Source organism: Rhodococcus wratislaviensis, from assembly GCF_041228765.1.
In the GTDB taxonomy this organism is placed as follows: domain Bacteria; phylum Actinomycetota; class Actinomycetes; order Mycobacteriales; family Mycobacteriaceae; genus Rhodococcus_F; species Rhodococcus_F wratislaviensis.
The window spans coordinates 7501-24050 of record NZ_CP150488.1; the positions used below are offsets into that span (position 1 = coordinate 7501).

Annotated in this window: 16 protein-coding genes (1 of these 16 running past the window's edge); 2 read left to right on the top strand and 14 right to left on the bottom strand. The window is 68.2% G+C overall.

The window, feature by feature from the left end; all coding sequences use genetic code 11:
• From WKC72_RS00040 to WKC72_RS00055, 4 genes are all read right to left on the bottom strand, one after another.
• A protein-coding gene (locus WKC72_RS00040; RefSeq protein ID WP_037228875.1) for a DNA polymerase III subunit delta' crosses the window boundary here: on the bottom strand, positions 1–622 show its 5' portion. It extends 593 nt beyond the left edge of the window; the window shows 622 of its 1215 coding nt (coding positions 1–622); it begins with the start codon at positions 620–622; the stop codon falls past the left edge of the window.
• Between the two features lie 52 nt (positions 623–674).
• Positions 675–3593, bottom strand: coding sequence for a type I DNA topoisomerase (gene topA, locus WKC72_RS00045; RefSeq protein WP_370181418.1), 2919 nt, complete (start codon positions 3591–3593; stop codon positions 675–677).
• 137 nt (positions 3594–3730) lie between these two features.
• Complete coding sequence (locus WKC72_RS00050) at positions 3731–4315, bottom strand: hypothetical protein (RefSeq protein WP_037228882.1); 585 nt, start codon at positions 4313–4315, stop codon at positions 3731–3733.
• Positions 4316–4456: 141 nt separating this feature from the next.
• A complete protein-coding gene (locus tag WKC72_RS00055; protein WP_005248460.1) occupies positions 4457–4660 on the bottom strand; it encodes a cold-shock protein in 204 nt (67 codons plus the stop codon).
• Positions 4661–5057: 397 nt separating this feature from the next.
• Here WKC72_RS00055 and WKC72_RS00060 point away from each other — a divergent pair, with 397 nt between their 5' ends.
• On the top strand, positions 5058–7421 hold the full coding sequence (locus WKC72_RS00060; RefSeq protein WP_370181419.1) for a DEAD/DEAH box helicase: 2364 nt from the start codon (positions 5058–5060) through the stop codon (positions 7419–7421).
• 4 nt (positions 7422–7425) lie between these two features.
• Here the strand turns inward: WKC72_RS00060 and WKC72_RS00065 are convergent, their stop codons facing one another.
• The gene (locus WKC72_RS00065) at positions 7426–8208 is read right to left on the bottom strand and encodes a 3-oxoadipate--succinyl-CoA transferase (protein ID WP_037228887.1); all 783 of its coding nucleotides are present in this window, start codon (positions 8206–8208) and stop codon (positions 7426–7428) included.
• Positions 8205–9125, bottom strand: a complete 921-nt coding sequence (locus tag WKC72_RS00070; RefSeq protein ID WP_037228888.1) for a CoA transferase subunit A — start codon at positions 9123–9125, stop codon at positions 8205–8207. Before WKC72_RS00070 ends, WKC72_RS00065 begins: the two co-directional genes overlap by 4 nt.
• Positions 9126–9235: 110 nt before the next feature.
• Between WKC72_RS00070 and WKC72_RS00075 the strand changes: the two genes are divergently transcribed.
• A complete protein-coding gene (locus WKC72_RS00075; protein WP_370181420.1) occupies positions 9236–10132 on the top strand; it encodes a LysR family transcriptional regulator in 897 nt (298 codons plus the stop codon).
• A gap of 9 nt (positions 10133–10141) precedes the next feature.
• On the opposite strand, the gene WKC72_RS00080 is transcribed toward WKC72_RS00075, so the two are convergent.
• The 8 genes from WKC72_RS00080 to ssd all read right to left on the bottom strand — a co-directional run bounded on the left by WKC72_RS00080 (position 10142) and on the right by ssd (position 16392).
• Positions 10142–11551 carry an MFS transporter gene (locus WKC72_RS00080; protein WP_370181421.1) on the bottom strand — a complete coding sequence of 470 codons (1410 nt, stop codon included), beginning with the start codon at positions 11549–11551 and terminating at the stop codon, positions 10142–10144.
• Between the two features lie 181 nt (positions 11552–11732).
• Positions 11733–12089: an Rv3654c family TadE-like protein gene (locus WKC72_RS00085; RefSeq protein ID WP_112302061.1), complete on the bottom strand. Its 357-nt coding sequence runs from the start codon at positions 12087–12089 to the stop codon at positions 11733–11735.
• The gene (locus WKC72_RS00090; protein WP_128640165.1) at positions 12086–12460 is read right to left on the bottom strand and encodes a TadE family type IV pilus minor pilin; all 375 of its coding nucleotides are present in this window, start codon (positions 12458–12460) and stop codon (positions 12086–12088) included. The genes WKC72_RS00085 and WKC72_RS00090 overlap by 4 nt, the downstream gene beginning before the upstream one ends.
• Positions 12460–12678 carry a DUF4244 domain-containing protein gene (locus WKC72_RS00095; protein WP_370181422.1) on the bottom strand — a complete coding sequence of 73 codons (219 nt, stop codon included), beginning with the start codon at positions 12676–12678 and terminating at the stop codon, positions 12460–12462. Before WKC72_RS00095 ends, WKC72_RS00090 begins: the two co-directional genes overlap by 1 nt.
• Positions 12679–12735: 57 nt before the next feature.
• Positions 12736–13323, bottom strand: a complete 588-nt coding sequence (locus WKC72_RS00100) for a type II secretion system F family protein (protein WP_370181423.1) — start codon at positions 13321–13323, stop codon at positions 12736–12738.
• Positions 13320–14111 carry a type II secretion system F family protein gene (locus WKC72_RS00105; RefSeq protein WP_370181424.1) on the bottom strand — a complete coding sequence of 264 codons (792 nt, stop codon included), beginning with the start codon at positions 14109–14111 and terminating at the stop codon, positions 13320–13322. The genes WKC72_RS00100 and WKC72_RS00105 overlap by 4 nt, the downstream gene beginning before the upstream one ends.
• Positions 14108–15310: a TadA family conjugal transfer-associated ATPase gene (locus WKC72_RS00110; RefSeq protein ID WP_370181425.1), complete on the bottom strand. Its 1203-nt coding sequence runs from the start codon at positions 15308–15310 to the stop codon at positions 14108–14110. The genes WKC72_RS00105 and WKC72_RS00110 overlap by 4 nt, the downstream gene beginning before the upstream one ends.
• Positions 15307–16392, bottom strand: a complete 1086-nt coding sequence (gene ssd / locus WKC72_RS00115; RefSeq protein ID WP_370181426.1) for a septum site-determining protein Ssd — start codon at positions 16390–16392, stop codon at positions 15307–15309. Before ssd ends, WKC72_RS00110 begins: the two co-directional genes overlap by 4 nt.
• Between the last annotated feature and the right edge of the window lie 158 nt (positions 16393–16550).

Here is a 16550-nt window from a genome sequence, read left to right on the forward strand (position 1 = left end):
GACCGCCGCTGATCGAGGCAGCCAGCTGCGCATCGGCGGGGTCCAGGCCGTCCCGCTCGCGCAGGACCTTGGCGATGGAGTCGGCCGACGGGGTCACGAGATGGATGTGCCGGCAGCGCGACCGCAGCGTCACGGAGATGTCCTGCGGGTCGACGGAGGGCGCACACAACAGGAACACGGTGCGGTCCGGCGGCTCCTCCACCACTTTCAGAAGAGCGTTGGCCGCACCCTCGGTGAGCCGGTCCGCGTCCTCGACGACGACGATCTGCCAGCGCCCGGTGCTCGGCCGGCGAGCGGCGGTCTGCACGATGGCGCGCATTTCCTTGACGCTGATGCTCAGGCCCTCGGGGACGACCTGCCGGACGTCTCCGTGGGTACCAGCCATCGCGGTAGTGCAGGCGTGGCACACGCCGCAGCCTGGAACGCCGTCGCTGGTGCATTGGAGTGCGGCGGCGAAACATTGCGCGGCCACCGACCTACCCGATCCGGGCGGGCCCGTGAACAGCCACGAATGCGTCATCGAGGAGCCCATCGCACCGACTCCACGACGGGCGGCAGTCGCCGCGGCCGTCAGCTCGGCCTCGACGTCCTCCTGGCCCACCAACCGGTCGAATACCGTCACCGCGCCAGCCTAACCGGCACGTGCGACAACCCGGCCGGCCCGAGGTACCGGCTCACGCCTTCTTGTCCGCTGCCTTCTTCGCGGCCGCTTTCTTGGCCGGTGCCTTCTTGGCGGCGGTCTTCTTTGCGGCCTTCTTGGCGGGCGCCTTCTTCGCGGCGGCCTTCTTCTTGACGGGACCGCGGGCACGCCGATCCGCCAGCAATTCCGAAGCGCGGGCGTCGGTGATGGACTCCACCTCGTCGCCCTTGCGGAGGCTGGCGTTGGTTTCACCGTCGGTCACGTACGGCCCGAACCGGCCGTCCTTGATCACCATCGGCTTCTCGCTGACCGAGTCGACACCCAGCTCACGCAGTGGCGGGGTGGCGGCGGCCTGACGTCCGCGGCGCTTGGGCTCCGCGTAGATCTTCAGAGCCTCGTCGAGGGTCACCGTGAACATCTGGTCCTCGGTGGCGAGGGACCGCGAATCCGTCCCCTTCTTCAGATACGGGCCGTAGCGACCGTTCTGCGCGGTGATCTCTTCCTTGGACTCCGGATCGACACCCACCACCCGCGGCAGCGACAGCAGCTTGAGGGCGTCGTCGAGGGTCACCGTCGCCAAGTCCATCGACTTGAGCAGCGAGCCCGTCCGCGGCTTCGGACCGGTGGCCTTCTTCGCCGCCTTCTTCGCCGGCGCCTTCTTGGCTGCCGTCTTCGTCTTGGTCGTCCCGTCGCCCGATTCGTCGGTCACCGGCACCACTGCCGGTTCGGGCTCCGGTTCCGGCTCGGGAAGGATCTCCGTGACGTACGGGCCGAAGCGGCCCTCCTTCGCGACGATCTCGTGCCCGGTGAGCGGGTCGACGCCCAGCTTGCGACCCTCCTGCGGAGTCGAAAAGAGCTTCTCCGCGTACTCCGGTGTCAGCTCGTCCGGCGGAAGGTCGTCGGGCAGGTTGGCCCGCTGGGAGATGAGGTCGCCCTCGGGGTCGTCCGGGTTCTGGACCATCCGCTCGAGGTACGGACCGAACCGTCCGACCCGGACGTGCACTTCCCGTCCCTCGGCGTCGTCGAAGAGCCTGATCGAGTTGACCTCGCGAGCGTCGATCTCCTCGAGGTTGACGCCGACCATCTTCTTCAGACCGCCCTCACGGGCAACCGAACCCTCGGCGCCGTGATCGCCGCCGAAGTAGAAACTGCTCAGCCAGTTGCCGCGCTGTTCCCGGCCACCGGCGATCGCGTCGAGATCGTCTTCCATCCCGGCGGTGAAGTCGAAGTCGACCAACCGCCCGAAGTGCATCTCGAGGAGACCGATGACGGCGAACGCCACCCAGGACGGGACCAGCGCGCTGCCGCGCTTGTACACGTATCCGCGATCGAGAATCGTCTTGATGATCGACGAATACGTGGACGGGCGGCCGATGCCCAGCTCTTCGAGGGTCTTGATCAGGCTCGCCTCGGTGTAGCGGGCGGGCGGGTTGGTGGTGTGACCGTCGGGATCGAGTTTGGTGGCGGTGACCGCCTGACCCTCGACGAGCACCGGCAGGCGCGACTCGGCGTCGTCGGACTGGCCGCCGGCCTCCTCGTCGACGCTCTCCACGTAGGCCTTCAGGAACCCGGCGAACGTGATGGTGCGGCCCGATGCGGAGAAGGTGCACTCCTCGCCGGTGCCCGCGGTTCCGGTGATCCGCAGGGTCAGCGTCGTGCCCCGCGCGTCGGCCATCTGCGACGCCACGGTGCGCTGCCAGATCAGCTCGTACAGACGGAACTCGTCGGTGTCGAGGCGGGAATGCAGCTGACCGGGGGTCTGGAACACGTCGCCGGCGGGGCGGATGGCCTCGTGCGCCTCCTGCGCGTTCTTGACCTTGCGCGTGTACTGGCGCGGTGTGTCGTGCACGTACTCGGCGCCGTACAACTCGGTGGCCTGCGCGCGGGCGGCAGCGATCGCCGACGACGACAGCGTCGTCGAGTCGGTACGCATGTAGGTGATGTAGCCGTTCTCGTACAGCCGCTGCGCGATGCGCATGGTCCGCTCGGACGTGAAGCGGAGCTTGCGGCCCGCCTCCTGCTGCAGCGTCGACGTCATGAACGGCGCGTACGGCTTGCGGGTGTACGGCTTGCTCTCGGCGGAGGAGACGGTGAGGTCGACACCGGCGAGGGACTCGGCCAGACGCTGCGCCCGCGCCTCGTCCAGAACCGTGACGGTGCTCGTCTTCAGCTGGCCGTCCGCGCCGAAGTCGCGGCCGGTGGCCACCCGGGAGCCGTCGACGCTCACCAGACGCGCCCCGAAACTGCGGGGGCTGGCCTCGGCGCCGGCGTCGAGGGTGGCGGAGATGTCCCAGTAGGACGCCGAGCGGAACGCCATCCGCTCGCGTTCCCGCTGCACGATGACGCGGGTGGCGACGGACTGCACGCGGCCTGCCGACAGCCTCGGCATGACCTTCTTCCACAGCACGGGGCTGACCTCGTAGCCGTACAGACGGTCGAGAATGCGACGGGTCTCCTGCGCGTCGACCAGGTCGTTGTCGAGTTCGCGGGTGTCCTCGGCCGCGGCGCGGATGGCCGGCTCGGTGATCTCGTGGAAGACCATCCGGCGAACCGGGATCTTCGGTTTGAGCGTCTCGAGGAGGTGCCAGGCGATCGCTTCGCCCTCGCGGTCGGGGTCGGTGGCGAGGAAGAGTTCGTCGGCGTCCTTGAGGAGGCTTTTCAGCTCCGTGACCTTGGACTTCTTCTCCGGACTGACCACGTAGAGCGGTTCGAAATCATGGTCGACGTTGACGCCGAGCCGCGCCCACGACTCACCCTTGAACTTGGCCGGGACGTCTGCGGCTCCGCGCGGAAGGTCGCGGATGTGGCCGACCGACGCCTCGACGACGTAGTTCTTTCCGAGGTACGGGGCGATCTTGCGGGCCTTGGTCGGCGACTCGACGATCACGAGGCGGCGAGGCTGGCCGGACGCTCCCGCCGCACCCTGTGCACTGCCGTTGTCCCCTTTAGCCACCTGTAGCCCGAGCCTTCCTGAAGTCGATCGCTGCCACTCGACAGTTGTGCAGACAAACCCTTTTATACCCGGTTCGCCTATTACTAGAGTGACATACCCGGAACCCATCCTCGCAGATCAGTACCGTCTACGCGGCTCTACACGTGGGGCCAACCGGTACGGTCGTCCAAATTTCCGGGCGCCTCACCGATGCTCTCGACGAGTCTGCCGAGCCTACGCCGACCCGAGATTCGGAGCCCCGGACCGGAGCCACGGGTGCCGATCAGCGTCGGCGCGATGCCCGCTCTCATCAATGCCTGAGCCAACGGCGCGTGGGTATCCGGGGCGTGCGGGTCGAGTCCGAGGACGAACCGCTCGCCCTCCGCTTCGCTCCTGCCCGACGCGAGTGCCCACACCCTCAGCTGACGCCCCGAAGGCACCCAGCCGGAGGGCACCGCCTTGACCGCTCCCCTCGTCCACTGGTCCGCGAGCGGCCGCAAGTCGACGACCGATGCGGTGCGGACGAGCGGGCTGCCCTCGTCGCTGCGCGTGATCTCGACCTCGAGTCCGGCCTGGGCGATCAGCTCTGCAATAGCCTCCGCCCGCCACGGCGCATCCACCACGATCGAGATGCGCGCACGCCCGGCCGATGTGACCACCTGGCCCGTCGCGGCGAGTAGACCGCACAAGTCGGTGACCGCCGGCGGCATCGCCTCTGCGGAGAAAAAGGAGAGCTGACTCACTGAAGTACCCCCTATTGCCACGGCACCGTTGCCGTGAAAACGACTCGTCCCCCACCGCCTCAGGCGATGGGGGACGAATCAGACGCGGCCACGAGGACCCCGCCTATCTGATTTACGTGTTCACGAATGTGAACGGCAGAATCAGACTGCGCGAACGCCGGTGGCCTGGGGGCCCTTGGTGCCCTGGCCGACCTCGAACTCCACGCGCTGGTTCTCCTCGAGGGTGCGGAAGCCGCTGCCCTGGATCTCGGAGTAGTGAACGAAGACGTCAGCGGAGCCGTCTTCGGGTGCGATGAAGCCGAAGCCCTTTTCCGCGTTGAACCACTTCACAGTGCCCTGTGCCATGCTTTTCCTTCTCTTTCTAACCACCGGATTCGGCGGACAGCACATACAGTCCGCCGGGCCGGTTCCGACCGCTGTACTTCTAGATTTCCCCCTCAGGAAAAGCAGAGCACCGCGTTCGCAACATCGATCCTGCGAACGTTCACTCTTTCAAGCCTACGAACACAGAAGCTGCGACCAGTTGTAGTCAACCATGAACTCCGCGAACGCAACAGTCGAAATCCGAACAATTCACACAAAAAGTTGATCTTGTAGCGAACAGGCGCGAAACAGCGGATTGACGCCGGGGTCGCGGCACCCCGCGCGACAGCCCCGAAGAGGCACTCGTTATCATCAAATGCGCAGGTCGTGGCGGTGTGGAAGCTACTCGCCCGTCCCCTACGACAGCCCGGAGACATCAGTGAGCACACCGTTTTCACCACGTGACGACAGTGGAAATACGGGCGAAACATACGGCCGAGCGCTGCTGAACCGAGTCCTCGAGGGTGTCCCCCGGGACGAAAACCCGCTCACTTTCGCCGCGGAAATGCCTGCCCGGACTTCTCAGCTGTCGGAATGGCCCGCGTGGGCGCACCCGAGCGTCGTCCGGGCCATGCAGGAGAACGGGATCCCCCGTCCCTGGACGCACCAGGCCGCCGCCGCCGACCTGGCCCGTCACGGGTCGAACGTCGTGGTGTCCACCGGCACCGCCTCGGGCAAGTCCCTGGCCTACCAGCTTCCGGTACTCACCACTCTGGCAACGGATCCGCGGGCGACCGCCCTCTACCTCTCGCCGACCAAGGCACTGGGCGCAGACCAGCTGCGGGCCGTGACGTCGCTCATCGACTCGGAAGTCCTGGATGCCGGGGACGACCTCCGGGGCGTGTGCCCGTGCGCGTTCGACGGCGACACCCCACTCGAGGTGCGGCACTGGGCACGGGAGAACTCGCGGTGGCTCTTCACGAACCCCGACATGCTGCACATCTCCCTCCTCCGGACCCATCAGCGATGGGCGCACTTCTTCCGCAATCTGGCCTACGTGGTGATCGACGAATGCCACTCCTACCGTGGTGTCTTCGGCTCGAACGTCGCGCTCGTGCTGCGGCGGCTCCGGCGCATCGCGGCCCGGTACGGCGCCGATCCCGTCTTCGTCCTCGCGTCCGCCACCACGGCGGACCCCGGGGCGGCGGCGTCGCGGCTGATCGGAGCGCCCTGCGCCGAGGTCGTGGAAGACGGTTCACCACACGGCCCCCGGACGGTCGCGCTGTGGGAACCCCCGCTCATGCGGGAGGTCACCGGGGAGAACGGAAGCCCCGTTCGACGGCCCGCCGGTTCGGAGGCCGCGCGCATCATGGCCGACCTGATGGTCGAAGGGGCCCGCACCCTCACCTTCGTGCGCTCCCGCCGGGGCGCGGAGCTGACCGCGATGGCGACCAAACGTCTACTCGGGGAGATCGATCCCGAACTCGCGACGCGAGTCGCGTCGTATCGAGCCGGGTACCTCGCCGAGGATCGTCGTGAACTCGAGACCGCACTCGCCGACGGCACGCTGCTGGGGGCGGCGACGACGAATGCGCTGGAACTCGGCGTAGACATCGCCGGCCTCGACGCCGTCGTGGTCGCCGGGTTCCCCGGCACGGTGGCGTCGTTCTGGCAACAGGGAGGCCGGTCCGGCCGACGCGGCGAAGGGTCGCTCGTCGTCCTGGTCGCGCGGGACGATCCCCTCGACACCTACCTCGTCCATCACCCGTCCGCGCTGCTCGACAAGCCCGTCGAGGCGACTGTCACGGACCCGAGCAATCCGTACGTCCTCGGCCCGCAGTTGCTCTGCGCGGCAATGGAACTACCGCTGTCCGACGCGGAGGCCGAGGCGTTCGGGGCGATCGAGGTACTCGGGAAGCTGGCGGAGCAGGGCCTGATCCGCCGACGCACACACGGTTGGTTCGTCACCGCCGGCACAAATCCTCATGGCGCAGTGGATATCCGGGGTGGAATCGGAACTCAGGTGGCAATTGTCGTGTCGGAATCCGGACGCATGCTCGGAACCGTCGACACCGGCCGCGCTCCTGCCACGGCACATCCCGGCGCCGTCCACATCCACCAGGGTGAGTCGTACGTCGTCGACGAACTCGACCTCGACCAGGGACTCGCCCTGGTGCACGCCGAAGACCCGGACTGGACGACGTCGGCTCGCGAAACCACCGAGATCACCGTCACCTCGGTGCTCGAACAGAAGCAGTTCGGCGACGTCGAGGTCGCGCTCGTCGAGGTCGAGGTGACCCATCAGGTGATCGGGTACCTGCGACGACTGTCTTCGGGCGAGATCCTCGACGCAGTGGAACTGGACATGCCGAGGCAGACCCTCCCCACCCGCGCGGTGATGTATACCGTGACACCCGAACTTCTGGTGCAGGCGGGTGTTCCGGCCGAACGCGTGCCCGGTTCGCTCCACGCCGCCGAACACGCCGCAATCGGGTTACTGCCTCTTGTCGCGGTGTGCGATCGAGGCGACATCGGCGGGGTCTCGACGGCGTTGCACGCCGACACCGGACTTCCCACTGTGTTCGTCTACGACGGTCACGCAGGCGGCGCCGGATTCGCCGACCGCGGGCACGCCGAACTCACCCGCTGGCTCGGCGCGACCCGGGAAGCGATCGAATCGTGCGAATGCACCTCGGGGTGCCCGTCCTGCGTGTACTCGCCGAAGTGCGGAAACGGCAACGACCCTCTCGACAAGGACGGCGCGATCCGGGTCCTGACGGCGGTACTCGACTCGCTCGGCTGAGGGTTCAGCGCAAATACAGCCGAACCTTGTCGATCACGTCGCGGAGCAAATGAATCTCCTCACCGGTCGGCGGGGCGGTCACCGTGAGATCGTCGGCCACCTGCAGGTCCCAGCCGGTCTGCGCTCGCACCTCGTCGACGGTGACCCCCTCGTGCACGCTGACCAGTTCGAGTTCGTCGAACGGGCCCTGCCGCGACAACACCCCCAGGTTGGTGAACACCTTCGTCACCCCTCGACCGCGGGGCATGATCCCGTCACCTGCCGCCCGGGCCCGGACAGGACTCGGCGACGTGCAGAAGTCGAGTTCCGCGGGGAAAGCGCTCGGGTCGTGTCGCCGCATCACCACGAAGATCTCGCCGGCGTTGGGCATGATCTCCACGGCGCCACCGGCGCCGGGCAGCCGGACTGTCGGCTTGTCCCAGTCTCCGATGATGCTGGTGTTGAGGCTGCCGTACCGATCGATCTGGGCCGCGCCGAGAAATCCGACGTCGACGTTGCCGCCCTGCAGCACGTAACCGAACAACGCCGACATCGACACCACCGACTCGGCGCCCGACACGACGACCGAGTCGGCGATCCCCTCGGCCATCGCGGCGGGATGGGCGCCGCACACTCCCGATTCGTAGATCAGTTCGACGTCCGGGTTGCTCGTCCTCTTGGCGAGATCGACGGCGAGCGTCGGCAAGCCGACGCCGGCGAACACGCGCCGCTTCCCGGCGAGTTCGCGGGCGGCGACGGACACGATGACCTCCGTCGCCGAGATCGCTCCGACTGGTGCTGTGGTCATTTCCGGCTCCCGTAGTCGACTGGTTCGGAGAATCGAGGCTCGACGGCAAGGTCGTTCCAGTAGTCGTCGCCGAGTTTGTCCAGGTACTCGTCGTGATTCGCAGTGCCGTGGATCCATTCCTTCAGCCAGGCCTGCAGGAGTCCGGAGTCCTTGCTGATGGCGGTCCAGCGCCGGTAGAACGCGCAATCCCTGTCGTAGTAGCCCTGCACGTAGGACGGGTGCGCCCCGCGCGGACAGACGACCACGGCATCGACCGCGTGGGAGGGGATCAACGTGCGGCTGGGGTCGGAGCGGACGACCTCGTCGTCGACGATCTCCTCGACGACCACGATCGCCTTCCGCGCGGCGTACACCGCTTCCTGCTGGACCCCGGAGATACCCCAGATCTGCACGTTGCCCTGGCGGTCGGCGCGCTGCGCGTGAACGATCGTGACGTCCGGGTTCAGCGGAGGCACGACGTACACCGTGCCCTCCCCGTAGGGATCGTCGACGAGTCGAATTCGGGGATTGAGCCGAGGAAGGTCGCTTCCCGCGTAGGAGCGCAGCGGAAAGAACGGGAGGCCGGCGGCACCCGCCTGATAGCGGCAGACCATTCCGTAGTGGCTGTACTCCTCGACCTCGAGGGCCACCGGATCGTGGTGCTCGATGCGGCGTCGTAACTCGTGCAGTGATCCGGCCGAGCCGCTCGCGAAGAACGAGGCCACGAGCTTGGTGACACACCCGGCCGCCACGAGTTGATCCGACACGATGTCGGGCGTCATCCGGCACAGCGTGAGGTTCTGCCGTTCCTGCCGGATGATCTCGTGCGCAGCCGCGAAAGAGATGAGATGCGAGAAGCCCTCGAGGCACACGGTCATGCCGTCTTCGACGTACGTTCCTATGGCTTCCGCCATGCTGACCACTTTGCTCATCGCCATCCCCTTCTCCGAAGCGACGGGAGGTCGCCTAGGGACCCTCCCCGCCGGATTACCGCCGTGTGAATCAATAGTGTTGACAAATCTGTTGCTGGAACTGCAATAGTTCTCCCGTGGAGATTTCTCAGATCACTGCCTTTCTCGCGGTCGCCGAGGAACTGCACTTCGGCCGGGCAGCGCAGCGCCTGCACTCGGCCCAGCCGCCGCTGAGCCGAACGATTCGGCAACTGGAAAAGCAGCTCGGAGCAACTCTTTTCGAAAGAAACACCCGGAACGTTCGCCTCACGCCGGCCGGTGAGGCACTGCTCGGCCCGGCGCGCGAGATCCTGGACGCCTGCCGGCTCGCGGAGATCGCCGTCGCCGCCGCCGGGCGCGGGCAGGTCGGCCGGGTGCGCATCGGCTTCGCCGGAGTCTCGTCCCACCTGCTCATCGGGCGGTGGGCCAAACTCGTCCGGCACACCCACCCGGGAATCGAATTCGTTCTGGACAGTTCCGCTTTCGCGAGCGAAGCACTGAACAAGCTCCTCGACGGAACCCTCGACATCGGTCTGGTCCGGTGGATCTTCACCCCGCCCGGCATCGCGTCCCGCGTCATCCTCAACGAGGACTTCGTGGTGGCCGTACCCACCGACCACGCGCTTGCAGGCAGGGACAGTGTTCGCATCGAGGAGCTGGCCACCGAGCCCTGGGTGACGCTGCCCGCCGATCCCGGATCGGCGCTGCGCGACTCCCTGCAGAGGGCGGCCCACGACGCCGGTTTCACGCCCCGGATCGTGCAGAGCGCCCCGGACTCGATGGCGCTGATGGCGTTGGTGTCCGCGGAGGTCGGCTGTGCGTTGACCGTCTCCTCCGTGGCCGAGAACGTCAACAACCCGGACGTCGTGTTCCTCCCGCTGGCCGGCGGTCCCAGCACTCTGCAACTGCGGATCGCGTGGAGAGCGGACGACCACAGCGCCGCGTTACGGGAAGTCCTCAGGCTGTCCGAGGAGGCATTGCCCACTCCGGACTGAGCCGGACGGTCAGGAGTTGGCTGTCGCACGTGTCTGCCCTGCGCTCGGAGCGGTGTCCACCGCATCGTCCTCATCGATGTCGAGCTGCAGTTCGTCCGCGTCGGATTGCTCCGCGGTCGACAACCGGCGCGCGTCGAAGCCGGTCCGATTCAGCAGCAACAGCGTGCAGATCAGGGAGACTGCGGCATAACCGGCCGACACGAACGCGACACCGACGATGTTTCCGGACGAGTTGAGCATCCACTGCGCCAGCACCGGGGTGCCGCCGCCGACGACCAGCGAACACAGCTGGTAGGCCGCCGAAAGACCGGTGTAGCGAATGTTGGCGGGGAAGGCACGCGCGAGCACTCCGGCGATGGCGCCGTAGAACATCGAATGCGGAATGGTCGCGAGGCACATCGCGACGACGGCAATGGCGAAGTTCTCGGTCCGGATCGCGAAGAACATTGCCGGCATCAGGATGAACTCGGGAATCACCATGATGCACATGGCTTTCCGCATGTCGATCCGGGACACCAGGACGGCGCCGAACGGCTGCACGATGAACTGGACCACGAGTGCGATGGCGATCGCGCCGAGGAACGTGCCCCGGTCGTAGCCGAGTTCGCTGGTGGCCCACGACAACGCGAAGGTGTTCTTGAAGTACGTCACCTGGGCCAGGGGCAGCGCGCCCGCACCGAGGAGAACGAGGACCCAATGCTTGCGCAGCACCTCACCGATCGGCAGTGCGACGGTCTTCTTGCGCTTCAGCACGGTCTTCATCGCGTCCGACTCTTCGAGCTTGAGGCGGATGATCATGCCGACGATCACCAGGGCCGCGGAGATCAGGAACGGGATGCGCCAGCCGTAGAGCACGAAAGCCGGAGTGGGCATGGCGGAAAGCAGGAAGAACGCCATGGTCGCCAGGAGGTTTCCGGCGGGCGACCCCTGCTGGGCGAACGCCGAGTACAGAATCCCCTTCCCCTTGGGTGCGTTCTCGCTGGCGATCAGGACCGCCCCGCCCCATTCACCGCCCACTGCCACACCCTGGACGACCCGGAGGAATACCAGGGCGGCGGGTGCCCATATCCCGATCTGCGCATAGGAGGGCAGGAGTCCGATTCCGACGGTCGCGGTGCCCATCATCATGAGCGTGATGACCAGGGTGTTCTTTCGACCGATCTTGTCGCCGAGATGGCCGAAGACGATGCCGCCGATCGGGCGGGCGAGGAACCCCGCCCACAGCGTGACGAACGCGAGCAGGGTGCCCATGCCCGCAGGCAGGGTGTCGGAGAAGAACACCTGACCGAAGACCAGCGCCGACGCGGTGCCGTAGATGTAGAAGTCGTACCACTCGATCGTGGTGCCGATGAACGAGGCGATGCCCGCCCTCCGCGCCTTTGTCTCGGCCTCGGTCCGCTTCGGTGGTGCCGTGGTCATGTAATGCCCTCTCTCGCCAAAGGGAGTGGTGTGGATGAAAACCAGCTCGCATCAGTGAGACTCGCATCACAGGATCGATGCCGTCCAATACTTCCTGAGCGGGGGATTGTTACCGATCTGGTCATAATCAGGGAAACCTCCCACACGCTGGAGCGACACCGACCACCGCGACGCTTCGATGTCACTCCGCGGGACCTGCCCTCGCCACTGCCCGGGCGTCCCGGACACCCAGCGAGGACAGAAGCACCGGCGCGGTGACCGCCACTTCGACGTCCCAGTCGTCGATCTCACAGGACACGACTTCGGTGCGCATTCGTCCCGCGACCTCCCTCGCCGCGGCACACGCCGCCTCGGTACCGCGGTCCAGCCCGACGGCCGCGGCGAGGGCAGCCAGATCTGCGGCGGACTGCGCCCGGTGCCGCACCGATACCGCCGAGCCGACGTGCACGAGCATCGCCGTGACCACCATCAGCGCCGCGAGCGCACAGCACGCCGTGACGGTCACGGAACCGCGGTCGTCGGTGATCCCCGAACTCACCGCCCTCCCCCGCTCCACCCCGGCACCGAGGGTTCGAGAGCAGCCACCGCCTCCGCGGAGATGTTCACGAGCGGAAGCAGCGGACTGCGAGCCCGCACGGTCGCGACGACGAACTCCCCCTCGGCCCTGACCGACACGTCGGCGCCGTCGGGGGCCACTCTCGCCGCCGTGGAGATCGCCGATTCGCGATCTCCACGGGCAGCGAGCCGCGCAGCCTCGCGGGCCGAGTCGACACACCGGACGTGCAGCGTCGCCGCGGTGATCGCTCCGACACACAGCACGACCACCGCCACGATCGACGCGATCGCGATAGCCGCCTCGACCGTGACGCCCCCGGCCTCCGACCGGCGCAGGTTCTCGGCCGCGCTCATCACACCGCGGTGTTCAGCGCTTTGTCGATGATGTTCGTCAACGCCGCGACAATGCTGTCGCCGGTGACGACCGAATACAGGACTGCGCCGAAGGCCGCGGCCGCGATGGTGCCGATGGCGTACTCCGCGGTCGACATGCCGTCCTCGTCCGTCGCGAGCAGCGTCAAGCGGGCGGTCAGTGCTCGCACTTCCGCCAAGGCCCGGATTCCGTGTCCCATGGTGTTCCCCCTTCAGAGTGTCCGGCGCAGCGGTTCTGCGCCGGAAGTGTCGATGTGTCACAACAGCCCGCCGTCCAGCACGCGTGAGGCCAGCCCGACGACGACCGGGATGATCCCGAGACAGATGAATGCCGGCAGGAAGCACAGCCCGAGGGGGCCACTGATCAGCACGCCCGCCCGTTCGGCCGACGCCGCCGCCAGGTGCTCGACCTGGATTCGGCCGTCGGCGGCGAGTTCCGTCATCGAACCGGCGAGCGACGACCCCGATGCGGCCGACCGGCGCGCCATGCGGGCGAGCGATTCGGTGGCCGGGTCCGACGCCGCCGCCTCCCACGCGGTCGCCGCGTCCGCCCCCAGCGACAGCAGGTCTGCGGCGCGGCGCAGCGATTCCGACAGCGGCGCGGGCGCCGACCGCGACACGGCCTGCGCCGCGGTCGCGACCGGCAGGCCGGCGCGCAGGCACGCTGCCAGCAAGTCGAAGGTCGCGGCGATCGCGAGCGGGTCCTCGCGGCGCGCGGTGTCGTCCACCGAGGACGCCGCATCACCCGGGCCACCGGTGTCGCCGCGCAGTCGCTGCACCGGCGATCGGGGTGCGGGCAACACCAGCACGGCGCCCGCGAGGAGAAGTACCACGCACCAGATCATCCCGTCACACGTCCGGTGATCCGGTCGGTCCACAACAGGCCCGCGCACACCAGTCCTGCCCCGAGCAGCAACAGGATTCCACCCACACCACCGCCGAACAGCACCGCCAAAGGGGACGCCCCCATCATCTGGCCGAGACCGACACCCAGGAGCGGCAGCCCGGCCAGTACGGTCGCCGTGGCCCTCGCCCCGGCCAGCGAGGCCTCGGTTCGCTGACGGAAGCGACTGCGTCCCAACAGGTCCGTTCGTGCCGCCTCGAGCAGTTCCGCCAGTGCGAGACCGTGCGCGTCGGCCACCGCCCAGATGTCGGCGATGCGCCCCAACTCGGCACCGACGCGGGAGCCCGCGATCCGGAACCCGTCGGCGGCAGATCCTCCGAGCCGCGACCGCGCCGACGCGGCCCGAAATGCAGCCGCCACACTGCCTGCCGACTCGTCGGCGGCCGTCTGGCATGCCGCAGCCGGATGGGCGCCCACACGAAGTTCCGCTGTCACGACCTCGAGGCTCGACAGTATGACACGCAGATCCGCGTCCTTGGCTCTCGCCGACCTACGTCGTGACGATCTGAAACGCACTGTTGCACAGACGATCATCGCAGCGAGAACCGCACAGAGTCCGCCCAGTTCGTACACGATCGGAATACCGGCGAGCGCCGCCGGAACCCCCCAGGGCAGACGCATCCGGCGCCGGGGACCTTCCCTGCCCGTCACCGCGAGCAACCGGGGCCGCGATCGTGCGGACGGCACCGCCAGCACCGCACAGGCGAGCACTACCAGACCGGCGATCACGACGGCACCTCCGTCTCCGAACCCTCCGGTCCACGCCGGGAACACAAGTGACGGAGCCGGTCCACCGCCGGACCCTCACCCGTGTCGTGGTTCCAGGCGGGCATGATCGTGACGTGCCCGTACTCGTCGCGAGTGACGACACCGATCTGCGTCAGCCGCCGCGCCCCGCTCGAAGACCGGTGGACGTGCAGGATCACCTGGACGGCGGCGGCGAGCTGACTGTGCAGCGCCGAGCGGTCCATTCCGCCCAGTGCCGCAAGCGCTTCGAGCCGGGCGGGAACCTCCTCGGGTGAGTTGGCATGCACCGTTCCGGCACCGCCGTCGTGACCTGTGTTGAGAGCCGTCAGCAGGTCGACGACCTCGGCGCCGCGAACCTCGCCGACGACGATCCGGTCGGGACGCATACGCAGGGATTGACGGACGAGGTCCCGGACGGTCACCTCACCCACACCCTCGACGTTGGGTGCGCGGGCCACGAGCCGGACGACGTGCGGGTGCGTCGGCGCCAACTCCGCGGCATCCTCGACGCACACGATCCGTTCCGCTTGGTCCACTGCCCCCAGCAGCGCCGCCAGCAGCGTGGTCTTGCCTGCGCCGGTGCCGCCGGTGACCAGGAAGGCGAGCCGCGCGTGCACGATCTTCACCAGCAGGTCGTGGGCCGCCTCGACCACGGCACCGCCCGCGACGAGCGCGCCGAGCCCCTGGGTGGCCGGGCGCAGCACCCGCAGCGACAGGCAGGTGCCGCCCTGAGCCACGGGGGCGAGGACGGCATGCAGCCGCACACCGAACGAGCCGTTTCCGACGTCCCGCAGTCGTCCGTCGACCCACGGCTGAGCGTCGTCGAGACGGCGTCCGGCAGACAGCGCGAGACGTTGGGCGAGTCGGCGCACCGCCGCCTCGTCGGTGAAGCGGACGGCTGCGCGTTCGAGCCCGCGGCCTCGGTCGACCCAGACGCGGTCGGGCGCCGTGACGAGCACGTCCGCGACTCCGGGCTCCGTCAGCAACGACTCGAGCGGCCCGGCACCGGTGAGTTCGGTCATGAGCACCCGCAGTGCCCCGAGCAGGTCGGTGTCGCCGAGCACGCCGCCCGACTCGGTGCGGATGGCAGCGGCGACCGTTGCCGGCGTCGGCTCGCCGGACGTGTGCGCGAGACGTTCGCGCACCCGGTCGAGGAGGTCGGGGGTGACGAGGGAACTCATGCCGCCCACTCCCGCGACCGCGGTCTGCTGCCGACTGTGTCGAGGACCGCCTCGGCCGCGACGCCCAGCGGGGAGCGCCTGCCAGGCCGCAGTCCGCCGTGTTCGAGCATTCCGGTGAGCGCGCGCTCGGCGCGCATCGACGCGATCAGCGGCAGGTCGAGAACCTCCGCGACGTCGGCGCCCCGAAGCCCGCCGGGTGCCGGACCGCGGACCACGAGTCCCTGGTTGGGGTTCCTCTCGGTGATCCACTGCGACACCTTTCCCGCGGCGATGCAGGCCCGGACAGTCGCGGGCACGACGAGGACCACCAGATCGGCGAGTTCGAGGACGGTTTCCGTGACCGGGCCGGGAAACCGCGACACGTCGCACACGACCAGATCGCCCGCATGGCGGCCGGCCTCGGTGACCGCACGGACCGCGGCCGCTGTCGGTCCGGCGCCGTGCCCCGTCCTGCTGCAGGCGAGCACCCGCAGCCGCTCGCCGCGGGCGGGGAGGGCGTCCCGGAGCGCGCCCGAGGAGATCCGGCCGCCTTCGATCGACAGACCCGACCATCGCAGTCCTGGCACGTCCTCGATGCCCAGCAGCACGTCGAGGCCGGACCCCCACGAATCGGTGTCGAGCAGAAGTGTGGACTGCGGTCGCGACGCGGCGGTGAGGGCTGTCGCCGCCGCCAGCGTGGAGGCGCCCGCACCGCCGCATCCGCCGACCACGGCGACGACGGTGCCGTCCGCTTCGGGACGCTGGGGTTGTTCGCCGAGCACGGCGACCAGTGCCGACTCGTCCTCGGGCACGGCGAGCACGTGTTCCGCACCGACCGCGGTCGCGATCCGCCACTCGTCGATGCCCGGCGGCCCGTCGCACAGCAGCACCACACGGCGCCGCCGTGGGAGCCGGTTGCGGCATGCTGCGGCTGCGCGCGCGTCGAGCACGACGATCGGGGCGCTTCCCCAGAGATGCCGGGCGTCGGCGACATCGACCTCGTTCAGCGCCCGGTCGGCGGCTGCCGCCACGCGCCTGATGCTGTGCAGCAGTGCCGGGTCGTCGATCAGAACCAGCACTTCACCCCCGCCTTCTGCGTCCATGCAGCGAGCGTGCCCGCTGCCGGAGACCGCCGGAAGGGGCTCAGCTCGAACTGTGGACAACTTCGGCCCTGTGGATAGAAACTGGTACTTCCGCACCAATTTAAGTACTTCGGGCCGAGGAGGCGGCAGACCTGCCGCAGACAGAGGACGACCCTCGC

Bases quoted from the DNA above. Each gene is read 5' to 3' on its own strand.
- WKC72_RS00055 (WP_005248460.1), bottom strand. From the start codon at position 4,660: ATGGCACAGGGCACTGTGAAGTGGTTCAACGCGGAAAAGGGCTTCGGC.
- WKC72_RS00065 (WP_037228887.1), bottom strand. From the start codon at position 8,208: ATGACCACAGCACCAGTCGGAGCGATCTCGGCGACGGAGGTCATCGTG.
- WKC72_RS00070 (WP_037228888.1), bottom strand. From the start codon at position 9,125: ATGGCGATGAGCAAAGTGGTCAGCATGGCGGAAGCCATAGGAACGTAC.
- WKC72_RS00080 (WP_370181421.1), bottom strand. From the start codon at position 11,551: ATGACCACGGCACCACCGAAGCGGACCGAGGCCGAGACAAAGGCGCGG.
- WKC72_RS00090 (WP_128640165.1), bottom strand. From the start codon at position 12,460: ATGAGCGCGGCCGAGAACCTGCGCCGGTCGGAGGCCGGGGGCGTCACG.
- WKC72_RS00095 (WP_370181422.1), bottom strand. From the start codon at position 12,678: ATGGGACACGGAATCCGGGCCTTGGCGGAAGTGCGAGCACTGACCGCC.
- WKC72_RS00100 (WP_370181423.1), bottom strand. From the start codon at position 13,323: ATGATCTGGTGCGTGGTACTTCTCCTCGCGGGCGCCGTGCTGGTGTTG.
- WKC72_RS00110 (WP_370181425.1), bottom strand. From the start codon at position 15,310: ATGAGTTCCCTCGTCACCCCCGACCTCCTCGACCGGGTGCGCGAACGT.
- ssd (WP_370181426.1), bottom strand. From the start codon at position 16,392: ATGGACGCAGAAGGCGGGGGTGAAGTGCTGGTTCTGATCGACGACCCG.